Source organism: Pseudomonas sp. P4_C8 (assembly GCF_056401975.1).
Map to the genome: position 1 here is coordinate 1 of NZ_JBFUIH010000057.1, position 18231 is coordinate 18231.

An 18231-nucleotide genomic window follows, 5' to 3' on the forward strand; every position below is an offset into this window, starting at 1 on the left:
AAAACTACCCGATGGATATTGACCCCGCTCAATAAATTGATGTGCCGCCCCGACAATCAGGTCCGCGGCACATAATCACCAATTGTTCGAGAGTCCGCAAAAGTATCGCAACACAGTGACAACCACAGGTCCGCTGGCAGCTATGGATTTTATTCCAGCTTCCTATAGTTTCAAACACCTATTCTGATGATCCGAATCAGTAGAAAAACGCACCCCCACGCCATAACCACTTTAATAGCTCAACGAAGGTTGCTTTCCATCATCAGCACCTCTCGCGCATTGTAACCATCTATAGCTGAATCCTTTATTTGAGATTCAATTATTTTTTGCTGCTCGACCGCCAGCGCACTGAGTTCTTTCACTACACCCCGCATGTCCTGAACCACAGAATACATCTCCAATGCATTATTTATGTGTGCGCCTCCCAACCTGGACTCGATCGCATTTAGATAAACCTCGCGCGACTTTGCTCGCTCAAGTCGTGTGTACAGTTCAGTCAGGTACAGTCCTTCGACTGTCTTTACTTTGGTCTGCATCGTGAATGCGACGCTTCCTGCAACAACAGCGGACGCCACTAATCCCATCCCCAACATCCGCCGCGCCCAACTAACGTCCTTTGCCATCATGATTATCCACCTTTCCAATATTTAGCTTCTTATAAACATAGGATTGCAACATCATTAAAGACGCGTCTGCACCAAGCCAGCCGCAAAGCCCAATAATCACACCAAAAACATCGGGAGGGACACCTAACGCCCGGCACCCTAAAAGCACTAGATATCCAGCAAATGCTGCGCCGATTCCTTGCAAAATCGTCTCACCCATATTTATTCCCTGCTGGCTGTCTAGTTTGCGCATCATATGCCCTAGAACGCCTCCTATTGCGGCTATAACTATGTACACCCATGACTTCATGAACTCGGAAACCAAATCGTATTCATTCATCTCCATCCTCCGAAAAAAAGTGCCCACACAATTCAAGATTGCTTGGCTTTTCAGGCACGCGCTCGATCAAAACTCGAATCAACCGCATCCATTTGTTGACTACAGCTAATGACAAACATGCAACGTGCCTAATCATCGATAATAATAAATAGCATTCAACCCCATTCCGCATCAGCCCTTTCCAGAAAATAATTGAGAAGGACAACATTGAACCTGACACAGGAGGATCGAGGTAACCTTGATCGACGGGTGGCGAAGATGAATCTATCAATTCTCTAACATAGATACACCCACTTTAAAATCAGGACGTCACACAAAAAAACGCACGAAAAGCTCACTTCAACAAGGACCTGATCTTAAACTCAATATCCAAACGTCGCTCTTCCAGCCTGAGATCAGCATCATCCATAAAGCCTTTCAGCTCCACGAGAACGGGTTCATATTCAGGATACCAACCTGACTGCGCTCTACTTGCCTCAATATTCAAAAGCATTACTCTAAAATACTCCATCCAAGTCTGGTCACTCTCAACATCTAAATACTCTTCCCTCAACGTATCTGGATACTGACAACCAGCGCCCTTGCCCCATTGGATGAATACACAACCAATAACAAATGCGACAAGAAAGACAACAAACACAGCCATTCGTAGACATACATATTTTTTAGTTACTCCTGGCATCACCTCTCTCCGTCCTACAGGCTGAACGTTAGACTCGATTTGCTGCACGGTCCATTTAGCCATATAACACTACCAGCCACTCAATTTGGGAGAAGATGAAAAGCGTAGAAGCTTCTCGACAAATTATTTATAAGTCATTGTCGTTGGCAGTGTAAATAGAACATCCGATTTCAGACAACCTAACAAGTCTACATAATCAAGGGACGAAAATGTGATCCGCACAATGCCAAGCCAGGCACTGGGCATCCGGGGGTTTTTAATAATCGATAATTCCCAGACAGTAATTGGATGCTTTAAAAGTCAATCATCCAAATGATCGGCAATAAAATAAACCAAATCCAAGGGATTTGGACTGTTGATTACGTCGTAGACCAAACCTCTTCTCCCTCTCGGAATTTTTTTTACACAACGCTTCGCGGCGGCTCTCACAGCATCATCTGTACCATGGATGCGAGCAACAAGAAGTAAAACCAGAACAGCATCAGTAACACTTATAGTGATCCATGTTGTATGCATCAGTATAAACACTCCTTCCTAATCGATTTGAGTCCTCTCCCCTTGGACGCGGCACTTACATCCACTGGGATTCCAACGACCTTTTCACCGCCGAGTTCGATGGCAGCGTTACACGTTAGACAGTGCGGTAGTGATCAACTGCTCCAGCAATGACGGCCATTTTCTGTTTGGTAGCCGCCAATAGATCGAGCAGCATGTAAAAAAGCGCGTCGGCCCAGATACGCTCAATGCGCGACGGAGCTCCGTCCACGGCTGGTGATAGGTACTCACACAGTTGATCATGCACTTCATAGTGCCGGGCCGGACTTGCCCAATGAAAAAATGATACTTTTGGTAATCTGCGGCATAGTGTTGCTATCGGTGAAGACGCCAGCCCGTACCACAACCCACTGCCGCTCGCCGAGCAAAAGTCGAAATGCCCGTTGCACCCTCCAGCACGTGATAGGTCAAAGGAATATTCGGGCAATCCACGTCGACTACCCGAACCGCAGAATAGACAACCTTGATATGTTCGACGTCATCGTAGCCCAGTAAAAACTTTTAGGTGAAGAGTTCTGGTTTCAGACTAAACCTTACTAACTCAGTACATCACCTATACCCAAACCTCAAGAATAAGAAGCGAATTTGCCAGTCGATTTACCCACCGCTTTTGCAAGTGTCCATTGAGCATTGAGCCCCCTGAATACGTCAGGTGAAAGCGTACTGAGCTGAAGCTGCCCAATACAGCTTTCATCGTTGAAAAAACTGTAGCGGGCAACCGTGACGCGAGCATGGGCACGATCACACTATGCCCAAAACCCCTTCCCCATGCATCTGCCGCATCAACGCCGCGCCACTGTCCAAAAATTCCGCCGATCCGCTCGCCCCCGCCTCCACCGTCAGCCCTTCCAGCTGCGCACGCCCATTCAGCTCGGGAAATTCCGCAATACGCTGCAACAACCGCCACGCCAACGGGCTCAGTTCAGAAAACTTCACACTCCAGTCCTCCGCCCGCCGCACCAGCAATAAAGTCGGCTGAACGGGTGCAGCCTCGGGTTGAAAGTCCGGCCCCACCATTTGCACCGGCCAGGCATACGCAAGCGGCCACGCCAGTGGCGAAACCCGCAACGGTCGCTCAAGGATCAACGCCACATCACTCGGCGCTAACGGCTCGGCATCAGATTGCTGCAACGCCATCTCGACCCATTCGTAATGTGCCAGTTCCACCATGAACGGCGGCCATGTGCCCTCGCTCAATGCCTGCGGTTCTGCCGCGAGAAACTCGACAAACTCCTGGGCAATCTCACCGAATTTCGGCGTGCGCGCGCGGTAGTCCCTCAAGAAAATCCGCACCAGCGTGCGCCACTGCTCATCACCGAGAATCTTGATCAGCACCGGAAAAGTCCCGCTGAGCAGCGTCGACAGGTTGGCGAAAATCAGGTCGCGATACACCTGAGCCCGTGCGGCGTTCATTTCAACCGGCGGCGCGCAGTGATCGGGATCGCGCAGGTAGCGGCCCAGGGTGGTTTGTTGTTCAAACAGACTTGGCTTATCCACGGTTCACCCCCTCGGTTTGCAGGCGGCGAATGGTCTGCAATTCGGCCACCAATTCGGAAAACGCCGGGAAGTTGAAATCCCGCTCCAGCAGCGTCGGTTGCGCGCCGAACCGGACATAGGCCTGCGCCAGCAACGACCAAACCACTGGTTTCACCGAGGCTCCATGGGTGTCGATTTTCAAAGTGTCGGATTCATCGAAGTGCCCGGCCACGTGCATCGCCACCACCCGACCAGAGTCGATGCCGGCCAGAAACGTCTGCGGATCGAAACCGTGATTGATCGAATTGACGTACACGTTGTTGACGTCCAGCAACAGGTCGCAATCGGCCTCGCGCAACACCGCGTTGGTGAAGGCCACCTCATCCATGTCCTGCTGCGGTGCGGCGTAGTAAGAGACGTTTTCTACCGCCAGACGCCGACCGAGAATGTCCTGGGCCTGACGGATGCGCGCAGCCACGTGGTGCACCGCTTCTTCGGTAAAGGGCAGCGGCAGCAGGTCGTAGAGGTGACCGTCATCGCTGCAATAGCTCAAATGCTCGCTATACAGCGGCACCTTGTAGTGATCGAGGAATACCCGGACTTCTTGCAGAAACCCGACGTCCAGCGGCGCCGGCCCGCCGAGGGACAACGACAAGCCGTGACAGGACAAGGGAAAACGCTCGGCCAGGGTGCGCAGCGCATGGCCATGGGCGCCGCCGATGCCGATCCAGTTTTCCGGCGCGACTTCCAGAAAGTCGAAATCGCCGGTTCGGGCAGCCTGAAGGTCTTTCATTAAGCCGCGACGCAGGCCGAGCCCGACGGTGGCCTTGGTGGGTGTGGAAGAGGTCTGCATGGTGTCGATCTCAATGATTGTCATAACGGAATCACAGTTAATCGATGCGCTGTATCGGGGCTGTGTTCGGTTGCGGCAGAAAATCTTGGTGGATGTATCAGTGAAGGGTCTGTACACACTTCGGTACAGACCCGTTGGCGGCAGACTGGTGCCCGAGGCGGCGCGCCGTTTTCGACTGCGACATTAAGATTCTCGCCACTGCGGTTGAAGATGATAGGCCGTGCCATGAGGGCTGGTCTTCGAGGGTTTACAGCAGGATCGACCCTTCCAGCGCGACCGTTACGCTGATGGCCTTCGGAAGGAAAAAAAGTGGAGGAGGCAAAGCCCCACTCCACCTGTTCGTACTCATCAACTACTAAATGACAACGTTCTGGGGATTACCCGCCAAATCATCGAGACAGTATGTACACGTGACGGCACCGGTTACTTTATCTTTAAGCTCGATCTTCGAGTTAGAGTAGTAACCGATCTCGATATCCTCAGTGGAAGTCACCGAATTCGCAACACCTCCTGCCCCCATAACGGAACCAATGTTTAGACCCCAGAAATGATGATTGCGGTATGTAGGATTGTAGTTTATCGCGGCGAGCCCCTCGAGATAAGCAACGTAACGAATCCGCACTCGCATCACTCCGCGACTCGCAGAAAGCACGGTAGTTACAGCCTGCCCCGGATCTAGCACTACGGTCACGCCGGAACTGGAACCAATAGTTACACTTTTCGACTGCTCTCCGCCAATACCCCACGATTGCTCGTAACCAATAGAGGTTTCACCGCCGGCTTCAGTCCCTAAAAAACCCACTTTATAGATGAATTTTTGTTCTATTTTAAACGTACCGCCCGTGCTCCAGTTGGACGAAGCACTGTTGGTTACCTGTTCATCAATGCCGACATTGAACGTTCCTTGACGCGAACTGGTATTTACAAAGTCTTGGCTTTTTACGATGACCGGTTCAGAGGTAATTCCAAGAATTTCAGCAGATTGAACCCTCATGACTCTTTTTACTTGAGACCAGCCATAAGTTGCATACAGGTCGTTCCACGGAGTTGGGCCCTTAAGGTACGCATCATTAGGCGCTCGGCCAAAATAGCTGTTTACATACCCTTTTAGCTGACTATCACTTAGCTTAAATGTACTACGCTCCGCATCCGGGATGATATCCACTACTTCACCGGATGCACTCACCCGTGAAGATGAACCGTCGGGACCTGCTGTAAGGCTAATATTGATACCCATGTTGTTTCTCCATATTGGTTGATAAGGAATACGTTTATTTATTCCTCGAGATGGAGTATCAAGAAAATCTTTGGCGCTCATCAACAAAAAGTCTGTTTTAGTACTAAACGATTCAACTCGACGCCAACAAACAATCTTAAATTGGGATGACTGTTAGATACACAAATCCCCTGTGGGAGCGGGCTTGCTAGCGAAAGCGTTGTGTCAGTCGATATCTATGCTGACTGATACACCGCCTTCGCGAGCAGGCTCACTCCTACAAGGGGTTCAGTGTCAGGTTGGGAAATGGGGTTTCGTCGCTCCCGACCGCGGCACACAGGCCACGAACTAAACTTAATGCACCCAGGACGCGCTTGGTGTCCTGTTCATTCCAACGACCACCGTCCAGAGGTGAACGCCTCGAAAAACAAGGCCTCCGGACCGTGATCCTGCAGAAGGAGCACACGTGATGGACGAGGCCAGACTCAATGATTTCATGGGCAAATTGGTGAGTGACATGGGCGGCGCGGCGATGCTCGCCAACGTCATCCTCGGCGAGGAACTCGGCCTGTACCGGGCCATGGCCGACAGTCAGCCGATCAGCCCTGAAACCCTCGCCGACAAAACCGGCTGCAACCCCCGCCTGGTGCGCGAATGGCTCAGCGCCCACGCGGCGTCCGGTTACATGGAACACCTCGACGGCCAGTTCCGCCTGCCCGAAGAACAAGCCCTGGCGCTAGCGAACGAAGACTCACCGGTCTATGTGGCCGGTGGTATCAGCGTGGTCGCGTCGTTTTTCCATGACAAGGACAAACTGGTCAAGGCCATGCGCGGCAACGGCGCCCTGGCCTGGGGCGATCACCATCCGTGCATGTTCAGCGGCACCGAACGGTTTTTCCGGCCCGGTTACAAGGCGCACCTGATCGCCGAATGGCTACCGGCCCTCGAAGGGGTGGTGGCCAAGCTGGAGGAAGGCGCCAAAGTGGCGGACATCGGCTGCGGGCATGGAGCCTCGACGGTGATCATGGCCCAGGCGTACCCGAACTCGCGGTTTGTCGGTTTCGACTACCACGCACCCTCCGTCACGGTCGCCACCCAGCGCGCCGAAGAAGGCGGCGTGGCCGGGCGAGCACGGTTCTTCCAGGGCACCGCCAAGAGCTACCCCGGCACCGACTATGACCTGGTCTGCTACTTCGACTGCCTGCACGACATGGGCGACCCGGTGGGTGCGGCCAAGCATGCCTATGAATCGTTGAAACCGGACGGCGCGGTGTTGCTGGTAGAGCCCTTCGCCAACGACTCGCTCGACGAAAACATCACCCCGGTGGGACGGCTGTTCTACGCGGCTTCGACGTTCATTTGCACGCCCAACTCGCTGTCCCAGGAAGTCGGCCTCGGGCTCGGCGCACAGGCCGGTGAAGCGCGGTTGCGCAAGGTCTTCACCGAGGCGGGGTTCAAGACATTCCGGCGCGCCACGGAAACTCCGTTCAACCTGATTCTGGAAGCGCGAAAATAACCGCCGGTCAGCACCCGGACAGGCACGCTGTCCGGGTGATCGGTCTGCTACGCTGCACACACTCAAGGCCCTCCCCGGAGTGTTGAATATGCTCGACAGGCTCCTGCGCGAACAACTCGAGCGGCTTCGGCAATTGATGGCTGACCAGCCGTTTGTGGTGCTGACCGGGGCCGGCATCAGCACCCCGTCGGGCATTCCGGACTACCGCGACAACCAGGGCGTGCGACGTGGCCGGCAACCGATGATGTACCAGGAATTTCTATCTACCCCGCAATCACGTCGACGCTACTGGGCACGGGCCATGCTCGGTTGGCCGCGCGTGCACCTGGCGCAACCGAACGTCGCGCACGAAGCGTTGGCCAGTTTGCAAAGCACCCGGCAGATCAGCGGTCTGATTACCCAGAACGTTGACACCCTGCACGATCAAGCCGGCAGTCACGATGTGATCGAACTGCATGGCAGCCTGCACCGGGTGCTGTGCCTGGATTGCGGGAAACGCAGCGAACGGGATGCCATTCAGCGATTGATGGAAGCGCAGAATCCTTATCTGGCCGGGGTTGATGCGGTACAGGCGCCGGATGGCGATACTTTGCTGGATCCGGCATTTGAAGCGCGGTTTCAGGTGCCCCATTGCCCGCATTGCGCAGGCGAGCGGATGAAACCGGACGTAGTGTTTTTTGGCGAGAACGTGGCACTGGCGACGGCGACCAAGGCTATGACGGCGGTAGAAAAGGCGGCGGGGTTGCTGGTGGTGGGGTCTTCGTTGATGGCGTATTCGGCGTTTCGGTTGTGCCGGGCAGTGGCGGATCAAGGGAAGCCATTGATTGCAATGAATCTGGGGAAGACCCGGGCGGATGACATTCTGGATTTCAAGATTGAAGGATCGTGCGAACAGCTTTTGCCCCTGCTGGCCCAACGCCTCACCACCTAAATACTAAAGCCCCACAATCCCTGTGGGAGCGAGCCTGCTCGCGATGAGGCCCGCCCATTCAACATTGATGTCGATTGACCCACCGCCACCGCCATCGCCGGCAAGCCGGTCTCACTCCCACATTGGTCCTGTGTTTCATCTGGCAGACAGGCGCTGACCCAGGTTTTCCTCTTTGAGGATATCGAACAACGCCTGCGCCGCCGCCGACAGTTCAACCCCAGGCTGGGTCAATACGCCGATGGCCCGTTCCACCACCGGATCACGCAGGGTAATGCATTGCGCGCCGAGCTCTTGCATCTGCCCGGCGCACAACGCGGGCACCGCGCTCACGCCCAACCCGCTGGCGACCATGCGCCCCACCGTCGCCAGCTGATGACTTTCAAATTCCACCGGCAATTTCATCCCCCGCGCCTGCAAATGTTCTTCCAGCATCACCCGCAACGTCGACGGTCGCTGCAAAGTGATGAACGGCTCCTTGAGCAACGTTTGCCAATCGATATCATCAAGCTCAGTCAACGGCGAATCCTTCGGCACGACGGCGACGAATCGGTCCATGTACAACGGCGTGAACGCCAACGACGAACTCTGCGTCGGCTCGAACGCCACGCCCAGTTCTACCTGGCGGTCACGGACCATTTCCAGCACCTGTTCGTTGATCACGTCATTGACCGTGACGTTGACCTTGGGATAACGCGCGCGGAACCTCTTGAGGATCGGCGGCAGCAGGTTGCCGGCAAACGATGGCATGGCCGCCAGCGTCACGCGGCCGCGCTGGAGGGTGAAGCGTTGACGCAGTTCGTCCTCGGCATTGTCCCAATCGGCGATCAACCGGCGCGCCAGCGGCACCAGCGATTCGCCCTCGGCGGTCAACGCCACGTTGCGCGTGTTGCGGGTAAACAACCGCCCACCCAGGCCCTCCTCCAGCGCCTTGATCGTCAGGCTCAACGCCGATTGCGACAGGTGCAGGCGCTCGCAGGCCACGGCAAAACTCAGGCTTTGGGCCACGGCCAGGAACGCGCGGATCTGCTTGACTGTCATGGCCGGTGGTTCCAACGTAGTACGGGAGATTGATTAGTGAGTTTTATCTATCAATCAACCTTAAAAATCAACTTAACAAATGAATACAAGGACGAGACACTTCGTCGCATACGGCTAGCCAGCCGACCACAAAGAATAAAAGAGGTGCATATGGCAGGTTTCGACAAGCGCGTGAGTTCCTACGAGGAAGCTCTGGCAGGTCTTGAAGACGGCATGACCGTGATCGCCGGCGGCTTTGGTCTGTGCGGGATCCCGGAAAACCTGATCAATGAGATCAAACGCAAAGGCACCCGCGACCTCACCGTGGTTTCCAACAACTGTGGCGTCGACGGTTTCGGCCTCGGTGTGCTGCTGGAAGACCGGCAAATCAGCAAGGTCGTGGCCTCCTACGTCGGCGAGAACAAGATGTTCGAAGAGCAGCTGCTCAGCGGCGCGATCGAAGTGGTCCTGACCCCGCAAGGCACCCTCGCTGAAAAAATGCGCGCTGGCGGCGCTGGCATCCCGGCGTTCTTCACCGCGACAGGCGTTGGCACCCCGGTTGCCGACGGCAAGGAAGTCCGCGAATTCCATGGCCGCAAGTACTTGATGGAAGAGTCCATCACCGGTGACTTCGCCATCGTCAAAGGCTGGAAAGCCGACCATTTCGGTAACGTGATCTACCGCCACACCGCCCAGAACTTCAACCCGCTGGCCGCCACCGCCGGCAAGATCACTGTGGTCGAAGTCGAAGAAATCGTCGAACCCGGCGAGCTGGACCCGGCGCAGATCCACACCCCTGGCATCTACGTCGACCGGATCATCTGCGGCACGTTCGAGAAGCGCATCGAACAGCGCACCGTACGTAAGTGATCCCCTGCCCCCGGACCGAATGAAGGAATAACAACAATGGCACTTTCCCGCGAACAAATGGCTCAACGCGTCGCCCGCGAAATGCAGGACGGCTTCTACGTCAACCTGGGCATCGGCATCCCGACCCTGGTCGCCAACTACATCCCTGAAGGCATGGAAGTCATGCTGCAGTCGGAAAACGGCCTGCTGGGCATGGGTCCTTTTCCTACCGAAGAAACCATTGATGCCGACATGATCAACGCCGGCAAACAAACCGTGACCGCACGAACCGGCGCGTCGATTTTCTCCTCGGCCGAGTCCTTCGCCATGATCCGCGGTGGCCATGTCGACCTGACCGTGCTGGGCGCCTTTGAAGTCGACGTGCAAGGCAACATCGCCTCGTGGATGATTCCCGGCAAACTGGTCAAGGGCATGGGCGGCGCGATGGATCTGGTGGCTGGCGCAGACAACATCATCGTCATCATGACCCACGCGTCCAAGGACGGTGAGTCCAAGTTGCTGGGCCAATGCAGCCTGCCGCTGACGGGCGCCGGTTGCATCAAGCGCGTATTGACCGACCTGGCTTACCTGGAAATCGAAAACGGCGCGTTCATTCTCAAGGAACGTGCACCGGGCGTCAGTGTCGAGGAAATTGTCGCCAAGACTGCGGGTAAACTGATTGTTCCCGATCACGTCCCAGAAATGCAGTTCGCTGACCAGTGAGGAATCCTTCCATGCAAGACGTCGTCATTGTCGCCGCCACCCGGACTGCCATCGGCAGTTTTCAGGGCTCTCTGGCAGGCGTTTCTGCGGTTGACCTCGGCGCGGCGGTGATCCGCCAGTTGCTGGCGCAAACCGGCCTGAATCCGGCTGAAGTCGATGAAGTGATCATGGGCCAGGTCCTGACCGCCGGCGCCGGGCAAAACCCTGCGCGCCAGTCCGCGATCAAGGCCGGTCTTCCGTTCACCGTGCCGGCCATGACCCTGAACAAAGTCTGTGGTTCGGGCCTCAAAGCCCTGCACCTGGCCACTCAGGCGATTCGCTGCGGCGACGCCGACGTGATCATTGCCGGCGGCCAGGAAAACATGAGCCTGTCCAACTACGTCATGCCGGGTGCCCGCACCGGTTTGCGCATGGGTAACGCGCCAATCGTCGACACCATGATCAGCGACGGTCTGTGGGATGCGTTCAACGATTACCACATGGGCATCACTGCCGAGAACCTGGTCGAGAAGTACAGCCTGACCCGCGAGCAACAGGACGCCTTCGCTGCGGCCTCGCAGCAAAAAGCCACGGCAGCCATCGAAGCCGGGCGTTTTGTCGATGAGATCACGCCGATCCTGATTCCTCAGCGCAAGGGCGATCCGCTGTCCTTCGCCACTGACGAACAGCCACGCGCCGGCACCACCGCTGAAGCGCTGGGCAAGCTGAAACCGGCGTTCAAAAAGGACGGTTCGGTGACGGCGGGCAACGCTTCATCGCTGAACGACGGCGCCGCCGCCGTGATCCTGATGAGCGCCGACAAAGCCAAGGCCCTCGGCCTGCCGGTATTGGCAACCATCGCGGCTTACGCCAACGCAGGCGTTGACCCGGCGATCATGGGCATTGGCCCGGTGTCGGCCACACGTCGCTGCCTGAGCAAGGCCGGCTGGTCCATCGATCAACTGGACCTGATCGAAGCCAACGAAGCGTTCGCCGCGCAATCATTGGCGGTGGCCAAGGACCTGGAATGGGACTTGAACAAGGTCAACGTCAACGGCGGCGCCATCGCGCTGGGTCACCCGATCGGTGCATCGGGCTGCCGCGTGCTGGTGACCTTGCTGCATGAAATGATCAAGCGCGACGCCAAAAAAGGCCTCGCCACCCTGTGCATTGGTGGTGGTCAAGGCGTGGCACTGGCAATCGAGCGGGCGTAAAGCGTTCATCAGACTGTGCGGGGACCCACGAAGATCCGCACAGCCTGGCAACACCCCCGGCGTGATTCACATCGCGCCGGGTCCTACCGCATACCTTGTAGGTCGTCCCTTCAGGCAAACTTCACCAGATTCAGAGTCGGCAACGGACCACCCGGAAACTGCGCCAGTCGTGCGCCAACACTCAATTCCCCCAGATCGATTCCGCAGAATCCCAACTGATCGATCAACGCCGCCACTTGGGCTTTTGCCTGGGTGTCATCTCCTGAGAAAAACAGCGCTCTACGACCACCCTCCGCCGCCGGATCACCCTCAAGCAGACGCGCCTGAAGGTGATTGAACGCTTTGACAACCCGCGCACCGGGCACCCATTCGGCGAACACTTCGCTGGACATCCGCCCGTTCAGATCAACCGCTTTGAACAACGGTGCCTCAATCGAGTTATTCGCATCAATGACGATCCGACCGCCAAAATCCGGCAAACCGCCCAGCGCTTTCGGCAACTTCGACCAGTTCACCGCAACCAGCACAATCGGCTGTGCGGCCGCTTCTTCACGAGTGCCGGCGCGCGCCGTCGGCCCGAGTTCTTCTATCAGCGAAGCCAAGGTTTGTGGCCCGCGGCTGTTGGCGATAACCACTTCAATGCCTTGACGCGACAGGGCTCTGGCAAACGCAGCGCCGATTGCGCCCGCGCCGATAATTCCAATAGTGCTCATGATTATTCACTCCGAGGGGTTGTTGTTGGAGTGAATACTGCGCTTGCCATTAGTGCTTGATTAGCCGGTAATACCTTGAATGATTTTCAAGCTTTGCTATCAGGTAACCAACATGGAAACCCTCGCCAACCTCGAATCCTTTGTGCGAAGCGCGGAAACCGGGAGTTTTTCGGCGGCGGCGCGGTTGCTGGCGCTGACACCCGCCGCGGTCAGCCGTAACGTCGCGATGCTTGAACGAAACATCGGCGCGCGACTGTTCCAGCGTTCGACCCGCAAGCTATCACTGACTGAAGCCGGTGAACGTTTTCTGGCGAGCATCGGCGGCAATCTGGAGGCGTTGCAGACGGCGATCAGCGCGGTGAGCAGCGACCGGGGCGAGCCCACCGGCGTGCTCAAAGTCAGCCTGGCGCCGACGTTTGGCATCGGCCATATCCTGCCGCTGCTGCCGGCATTCCTCGAGCGCTATCCGCTGATCCGGCCGGAATGGCACTTCGAAAACCGTCCCGTGAATTTGATTGCCGAAGGCTACGACGCGGCCATTGGCGGCGGCTTCGAACTGACGCCCGGCGTGGTATCACGAACGTTGGCGGCGGCGGATGTGGTGGCGGTGGCCTCCCCCGCCTATCTGGCCGGGCGAACGTTGCCCCAGCACCCGACGGACTTGTCCAGATTCAACGGCATTGTGATGCGCGGCAGCCGCACCGGGCGGGTTCGACAGTGGGTCATGCAGGATGGCGCGGGTCATGAAGCGCCGGCTAGCCTGAGCGAAAACATCGTGCTCAATGATCCGGCGGCCATGCGTGAAGCGGCGATACTCGGTCTGGGTGTGACGCTGCTGGTATTGCCGGACGTGAGCGCCCAACTCCAGCGAGGCGAACTGGTGCGCTTGCTGCCAGACTGGCACGCGGATGCGGGGCCGATTTCGCTCTACTACCCGAGCCGGACACTGATGCCGGCCAAGACCCGGGTGTTTATTGATTTTGTGGTTGGGGCGTTTCAGCAATAGACCGCGTTATCGTTCATCGCGAGCAGGCTCGCTCCCACATTAATTGATCTGCAGTGAACACTAAACCCTGTGGGAGCGAGCCTGCTCGCGATGAGGCCAGTCCTGTCACCCCAAAAAACTGCAGGACCAATGGGTTTGTATACAAAACACGACAATCCATAGAGCAATTCACCGCACGCAATGCTAACGTTGCCGCCTCACTCAGGTCGGAGACGCGTGCGTGCTGATGCTTAAACTGCTGGTGATTCCGGGGTTTCTGTTGCTGATTTCTCTGGCGGGTAAACGCTGGGGCCCGAGCGTGGCCGGTTGGCTGTCCGGTTTGCCGGTGGTGGTCGGGCCGATTTTGTTCTTCCTCGCCATTGAGCAAGGCGAAGTGTTTGCTGCCCAATCGGCGACGGCAGCGTTGTCGGCGATGTTCGCGATGATTGCCTTCTGCGTGACCTACGCCCAAGTCGCTCAACGGGCGCGATGGCCTTGGGCGCTGATGATTTCACTGCTGGTCTGGGCCGCCGTGGCCCTGGTGCTTTCGCTGATCCCGGCTTCGCTGGTGTTCTCGGTGATCGCTGCGGCCAGCGCGCTGTTGGCGGCACCATTTCTGTTCCCCAAGGTGCAGCCCATCGTTTCCGGCCCGGCACCGAAGTCCGACAAACTGCTGTTGCGCATGTTGGCGGGCGCCTTGCTGACCCTCGCCGTCACGCTACTGGCCAGCACCGTCGGCGAACGCTGGAGCGGCCTGCTCGCGGTGTTCCCGGTATTGGGCAGCGTGATGGCGGTGTTCTCCCAGCAAACCCGAGGCCCGGCGTTTACTGCCGCATTATTGCGAGCCACGGCGACCGGCATGTATTCGTTCGCGGCTTTTTGTCTGGTGTTGGCGCTGGCGTTGCCGCACTGGGGACTGAGCGCGTTTGCCCTTGGCGTAGTGGTGTCAGTGGCCATGCTCGGGGTCACCCGGCAACTGTTGGCACGACCGGTCAACGCTGTCGCAACACGTTCAATAAAATCGAATGAGTAAAGCAACAACCTCGTACGTCAATCGAACAGGTTTCCCTCAACATCAGCCTCAGTTCACTACCCACCGCTGACTGAGGCCTACACCATGAAGTTCTTTTTCCACCCTTCGCCGAACCCGATGAAAGTTGCCCTGCTGCTTGAAGAGCTGCAAACGCCCTACGAATTGATCGGCGTCGACACCTTCAAGGGCGAGCAACATTTGCCAGCCTTCCTGGAGATCAACCCGAACGCCAAGGTTCCGGCCCTGGTCGACGGCGACGCCACGGTGTTCGATTCGCAAGCCATCCTGCTGCACCTGGCGCAAAAACATCAGCGCTTCCTGCCGACCACCGCTTCCGGCAATGCCGAATTGCTGTCGTGGTTGATGTTCATCGCCACCGGCCTGTCGCCGTTCTCAGGTCAAGCGGTGCATTTCCTGCACCACGCGCCGCAAGACCTGCCCTACGCAAAAAACCGCTACCTCAAAGAAGTCGAACGTCACTACCGCGTACTCGACCAGCGTCTGGCCGATCAGCAATACCTGGCTGGCGACACCTACAGCATCGCTGACATGGCGCTTTGGGGCTGGGCCAATTACGCGCCGTACATTCTCGGCGAGAACGGCCTGGCGGTGTACCCGAACGTCAAGCGCCTGTTCGATGAAATCAGCGACCGCCCGGCAGCACAGCGTGCCCAGGGCCTGAAAGAAAAACTGGTGCTCAAGGCCGAGTTCGACGAAGAAACCCGTCGCAACCTGTTCCCGCAGAACCAGGCCTGACGCTCGCCGAAACCAAAGAGCGGCTGCTGGAGGTGATCAGCAGTTACCCGTCGCGCCGCGAGGTGTAAACCGCTGCCGCGCTGGAATGCTTTACAACGTCCATGGGATGATCGCCCTCAAAGCGCGATCATCCCTGGAGTTTTTTGCATGTCACTGTTGAGTAAAAAAGCCGTTGTCCTGTTGCTGACGACGGTTGCCAGTCTGGGCGCGTTGAATGCACAGGCCGCCACGGCCACTGATAGCAATACGTCGTCCACGCAGAAAGTCTCGATGCTGGACGGCAAGTTCACGTTCACCTTGCCTAAAGGCTTTACCGCTAACACGCTGCCAGCCAGCCCTGACGGCGCGAGCGGCACCATGTACACCAACGAAGCCACCAAGACCGTGGTGATCGCCGCTGAAAACAACCTCCCGAAAGACATCACCGTCAAAGACAACGACGGCGCGTTTCTCGATGGGACGGCCGCCGATTTTGAAGCCGCACAACGTGAGGCCCTGCCGGATTTTAATAAACTCAGCGAAAAAAGCCTGACGCAAAAAGCGACAGGGTTGGGGCTGCGTCAGGTTGACAGTACAGCCACACAAGGTGGCGGCATGACCCTCAACACCACGCTGATGGCGGTGTCCGACAACCGCATGGCCGTGGTTCAGGTCATCTCCCGTCCTGGCGATATGGCCGCGCACGAAACGTTGGTTAAACAGATCGTCACCGGCAAATAAACCTCAGGGGTTGAGGCGCTGCAGCCAGGCGTTCAAATCCTCGATTTCGGCCGCGCTGATGGAGTGGCCAAGTCCTTCGTAGCCATGAAACTCAGGCGTGAGTGACAGGCCCTGCAATAGAATGTTGGCGTCTGTACCGTCCTTGTACGGCAGGCGGTTGTCCTCTTTGCCATGGCCGATGAAAATTGCCAGTGTCTGGCGTTTTTCATCCGGCTTGAGCGCGGACTTGAGCACCGGCAGAACCCGCCCGCTCAACGCCGCAATCCCGCCGACCGCCTCGGGGTGACGCAGCGCCACTTCGTAGGACATGATCGCGCCCTGGCTGAACCCTACCAGGATCACTTTTTCCGGTTGGGTGTGATATTTCTTCGCCGCTTGTGCGATGAAATCCAACAGCACCTGGCTACTGGTCTTCAAATCGTCGGTCTCGCCGTTATAAGCCCCCTCGCCCTTTTTGCGAAACCACTGGTAACTGCCCTGTTCCATGGTCATCGGCGCGCGCACCGACAGGTAGGTGTAGGGCGCGGGCAGATCATCCTTGATGCCGAACAGGTCCTGTTCGTTACTGCCGTAACCGTGGAGGAAAATTACCAGCGGATGGTTTTGTGATTCAGTGTTGGCTTGTTCCAGGTATTTGAGTGGCAGATCGGTTTGCAGCGGGGATTGAGCGTGGACAGTGGCGGATGCCAGCAGCGTCAGTAGAGCGAAAAATTTCAACATAAGCCTTCCTTCACAGGAAACAGGATTCGGGGGTGAGCCTAGCACTGTGGAACCTGCCGGGGGATTTTGGGTGTTGCTGGTGGCCCCATCGCGAGCAGGCTCACTCCTACAGTTGAAATGCATTCCCCTGTGGGAGCGAGCCTGCTCGCGATGAGGCCCGATGAGGCATCAGAGAATCCGGATCAGTCGTTGATCAACTTCCCAACCCGAATCGGCTCGCGCCCCGCCACTTTCGCCTGCCACGTCCCCGGTTGCGTATACCGCCCGCGATCAATCGCAAACAACACACCACTGGTCCCGGCGCGCACCGTGGTCACCCGGTCATTCAACGGATCAACCACCTCAAACAGCGCATCGCCCCGCTCCACCCATTCACCGGCATCGCGCAAGAAACTGACCACCCCGTGATGCGGCGCGAACAGGTACTCGGTGCCTTCGAACGGCATGCCTTCACAGCACTCACTCGGTGCCGCCGGCCAGGTACCTTTGATGAAGCCCTGCTCGGCCAGGAAACCGAGGATGGCCTCGCAATTGGCCTGAGCCTGATCAACCCGCGTGTCGCCCATGCTGCCCAGTTCCAGGGTCGTCGCCAGGTTGGCCGGGGGAATGGCGGCATCAGGAAATGCCCGCGCCAGACGCAACCACGGCGAAGAGCACGACTCGTCGAACGAGCTGCCGCCGGAATCTTCACACAACAACGCCACGCCGGCCTTCAACCGCGCCGCCAGGGATTGCCACTGCGGCCAGTGCTGCGGCAACGCATAGATATGAATCGCCGCATCGAAATCACAATGCAGGTCGAGGGTGATGTCGGCATCGCATGCATGGCGCAACAGCAAGCGGTGCATGGCTTCAAGTTGCGAGGTTGGTGCCGGCAGCCCCTCGAGCACCTGGCCCATGGTCTGGCGGATCAGGGCGATGTTGGCCTGCGCATCGTCGCCCAATCGGTCGCCGATCAACGCGGCCACCGGTGCGCTGAGCTCTACAAATGAGCGGTTGAAATTCTTGCCGCTGCCCAATTCAAAGCGGCCCATGTGGCTGCCTTGCAGGTGCTGATCGAGGCCGATCGGGTTGGCCACCGGCACCAGTTCGATCACGCCCTGCAATTGGCCCTGGGTTTCGAGTTCGGTCAGGCGCTTTTTGAGCTCCCATGCCGTGCGCATGCCTGGCAGTTCATCCGCATGCAGGCTGGCCTGGATGTAAACCTTGCGCGTGCCAGTGCCATAACGAAACACGCTGAGGGTTCGTTCGGTGCCCAGGTGACTCCAGGGCAGTGAATGGTCGATGCGTTGCATGGGGAACTCCTGATGCCTGAACGGTGAAAATCACCCTGTAGGAGCGAGCCTGC

General features: G+C 57.3%; 20 protein-coding genes. 9 read left to right on the forward strand and 11 right to left on the reverse strand.

Features of this window, described 5'->3' with window-relative positions; genetic code table 11:
- Positions 1-239: 239 nt before the first annotated feature.
- From AC1DWM_RS26185 to AC1DWM_RS26215, 7 genes are all read right to left on the reverse strand, one after another.
- Positions 240-626, reverse strand: coding sequence for a hypothetical protein (locus AC1DWM_RS26185; protein ID WP_477796518.1), 387 nt, complete (start codon positions 624-626; stop codon positions 240-242).
- Positions 607-945, reverse strand: a complete 339-nt coding sequence (locus AC1DWM_RS26190; protein WP_477796519.1) for a phage holin family protein — start codon at positions 943-945, stop codon at positions 607-609. Before AC1DWM_RS26190 ends, AC1DWM_RS26185 begins: the two co-directional genes overlap by 20 nt.
- A gap of 334 nt (positions 946-1279) precedes the next feature.
- Positions 1280-1690 (reverse strand): hypothetical protein, encoded by a 411-nt coding sequence (locus AC1DWM_RS26195; RefSeq protein WP_477796520.1) that lies wholly within the window; start codon positions 1688-1690, stop codon positions 1280-1282.
- Between the two features lie 237 nt (positions 1691-1927).
- Positions 1928-2143 (reverse strand): DUF7740 domain-containing protein, encoded by a 216-nt coding sequence (locus AC1DWM_RS26200; RefSeq protein ID WP_477796521.1) that lies wholly within the window; start codon positions 2141-2143, stop codon positions 1928-1930.
- A gap of 780 nt (positions 2144-2923) precedes the next feature.
- The gene (locus AC1DWM_RS26205) at positions 2924-3679 is read right to left on the reverse strand and encodes an HvfC family RiPP maturation protein (RefSeq protein ID WP_477796522.1); all 756 of its coding nucleotides are present in this window, start codon (positions 3677-3679) and stop codon (positions 2924-2926) included.
- Positions 3672-4511, reverse strand: a complete 840-nt coding sequence (locus AC1DWM_RS26210) for an HvfB family MNIO-type RiPP peptide maturase (protein WP_477796532.1) — start codon at positions 4509-4511, stop codon at positions 3672-3674. The genes AC1DWM_RS26205 and AC1DWM_RS26210 overlap by 8 nt, the downstream gene beginning before the upstream one ends.
- Positions 4512-4866: 355 nt before the next feature.
- A complete protein-coding gene (locus AC1DWM_RS26215) occupies positions 4867-5748 on the reverse strand; it encodes a hypothetical protein (RefSeq protein ID WP_477796523.1) in 882 nt (293 codons plus the stop codon).
- A gap of 448 nt (positions 5749-6196) precedes the next feature.
- Here AC1DWM_RS26215 and AC1DWM_RS26220 point away from each other — a divergent pair, with 448 nt between their 5' ends.
- Together AC1DWM_RS26220 and AC1DWM_RS26225 are read left to right on the forward strand one after the other, a co-directional pair.
- Positions 6197-7243, forward strand: coding sequence for a class I SAM-dependent methyltransferase (locus AC1DWM_RS26220; RefSeq protein ID WP_223512955.1), 1047 nt, complete (start codon positions 6197-6199; stop codon positions 7241-7243).
- Between the two features lie 88 nt (positions 7244-7331).
- Positions 7332-8174 (forward strand): NAD-dependent protein deacetylase, encoded by an 843-nt coding sequence (locus AC1DWM_RS26225; protein WP_477796524.1) that lies wholly within the window; start codon positions 7332-7334, stop codon positions 8172-8174.
- Between the two features lie 135 nt (positions 8175-8309).
- Here the strand turns inward: AC1DWM_RS26225 and AC1DWM_RS26230 are convergent, their stop codons facing one another.
- The gene (locus AC1DWM_RS26230; protein WP_223512950.1) at positions 8310-9212 is read right to left on the reverse strand and encodes a LysR family transcriptional regulator; all 903 of its coding nucleotides are present in this window, start codon (positions 9210-9212) and stop codon (positions 8310-8312) included.
- A 150-nt stretch (positions 9213-9362) separates the two neighbouring features.
- Between AC1DWM_RS26230 and AC1DWM_RS26235 the strand changes: the two genes are divergently transcribed.
- Genes AC1DWM_RS26235 through AC1DWM_RS26245 form a run of 3 tightly spaced genes read left to right on the forward strand, consistent with a single transcriptional unit; the run spans position 9363 to position 11956 of the window.
- Positions 9363-10061 (forward strand): CoA transferase subunit A, encoded by a 699-nt coding sequence (locus AC1DWM_RS26235; protein WP_223512949.1) that lies wholly within the window; start codon positions 9363-9365, stop codon positions 10059-10061.
- A gap of 36 nt (positions 10062-10097) precedes the next feature.
- Positions 10098-10763: a CoA transferase subunit B gene (locus AC1DWM_RS26240; RefSeq protein WP_223512947.1), complete on the forward strand. Its 666-nt coding sequence runs from the start codon at positions 10098-10100 to the stop codon at positions 10761-10763.
- Positions 10764-10774: 11 nt separating this feature from the next.
- Positions 10775-11956 carry an acetyl-CoA C-acetyltransferase gene (locus tag AC1DWM_RS26245; protein ID WP_150779975.1) on the forward strand — a complete coding sequence of 394 codons (1182 nt, stop codon included), beginning with the start codon at positions 10775-10777 and terminating at the stop codon, positions 11954-11956.
- Positions 11957-12066: 110 nt separating this feature from the next.
- On the opposite strand, the gene AC1DWM_RS26250 is transcribed toward AC1DWM_RS26245, so the two are convergent.
- Positions 12067-12669, reverse strand: a complete 603-nt coding sequence (locus AC1DWM_RS26250; RefSeq protein ID WP_223512944.1) for an NADPH-dependent F420 reductase — start codon at positions 12667-12669, stop codon at positions 12067-12069.
- 112 nt (positions 12670-12781) lie between these two features.
- Here AC1DWM_RS26250 and AC1DWM_RS26255 point away from each other — a divergent pair, with 112 nt between their 5' ends.
- From AC1DWM_RS26255 to AC1DWM_RS26270, 4 genes are all read left to right on the forward strand, one after another.
- Positions 12782-13675: a LysR family transcriptional regulator gene (locus AC1DWM_RS26255; protein WP_223512941.1), complete on the forward strand. Its 894-nt coding sequence runs from the start codon at positions 12782-12784 to the stop codon at positions 13673-13675.
- 220 nt (positions 13676-13895) lie between these two features.
- The gene (locus AC1DWM_RS26260; protein WP_223512937.1) at positions 13896-14687 is read left to right on the forward strand and encodes a hypothetical protein; all 792 of its coding nucleotides are present in this window, start codon (positions 13896-13898) and stop codon (positions 14685-14687) included.
- A gap of 84 nt (positions 14688-14771) precedes the next feature.
- The gene (locus tag AC1DWM_RS26265) at positions 14772-15443 is read left to right on the forward strand and encodes a glutathione S-transferase family protein (protein ID WP_223512926.1); all 672 of its coding nucleotides are present in this window, start codon (positions 14772-14774) and stop codon (positions 15441-15443) included.
- Positions 15444-15590: 147 nt separating this feature from the next.
- Positions 15591-16163, forward strand: a complete 573-nt coding sequence (locus tag AC1DWM_RS26270; protein WP_223512923.1) for a DcrB/PsbP domain-containing protein — start codon at positions 15591-15593, stop codon at positions 16161-16163.
- A 3-nt stretch (positions 16164-16166) separates the two neighbouring features.
- Here the strand turns inward: AC1DWM_RS26270 and AC1DWM_RS26275 are convergent, their stop codons facing one another.
- Together AC1DWM_RS26275 and AC1DWM_RS26280 are read right to left on the reverse strand one after the other, a co-directional pair.
- Positions 16167-16883 (reverse strand): alpha/beta hydrolase, encoded by a 717-nt coding sequence (locus AC1DWM_RS26275; protein ID WP_477796525.1) that lies wholly within the window; start codon positions 16881-16883, stop codon positions 16167-16169.
- Between the two features lie 182 nt (positions 16884-17065).
- Positions 17066-18178: a succinylglutamate desuccinylase/aspartoacylase family protein gene (locus tag AC1DWM_RS26280; protein WP_477796526.1), complete on the reverse strand. Its 1113-nt coding sequence runs from the start codon at positions 18176-18178 to the stop codon at positions 17066-17068.
- Positions 18179-18231 lie beyond the last annotated feature (53 nt).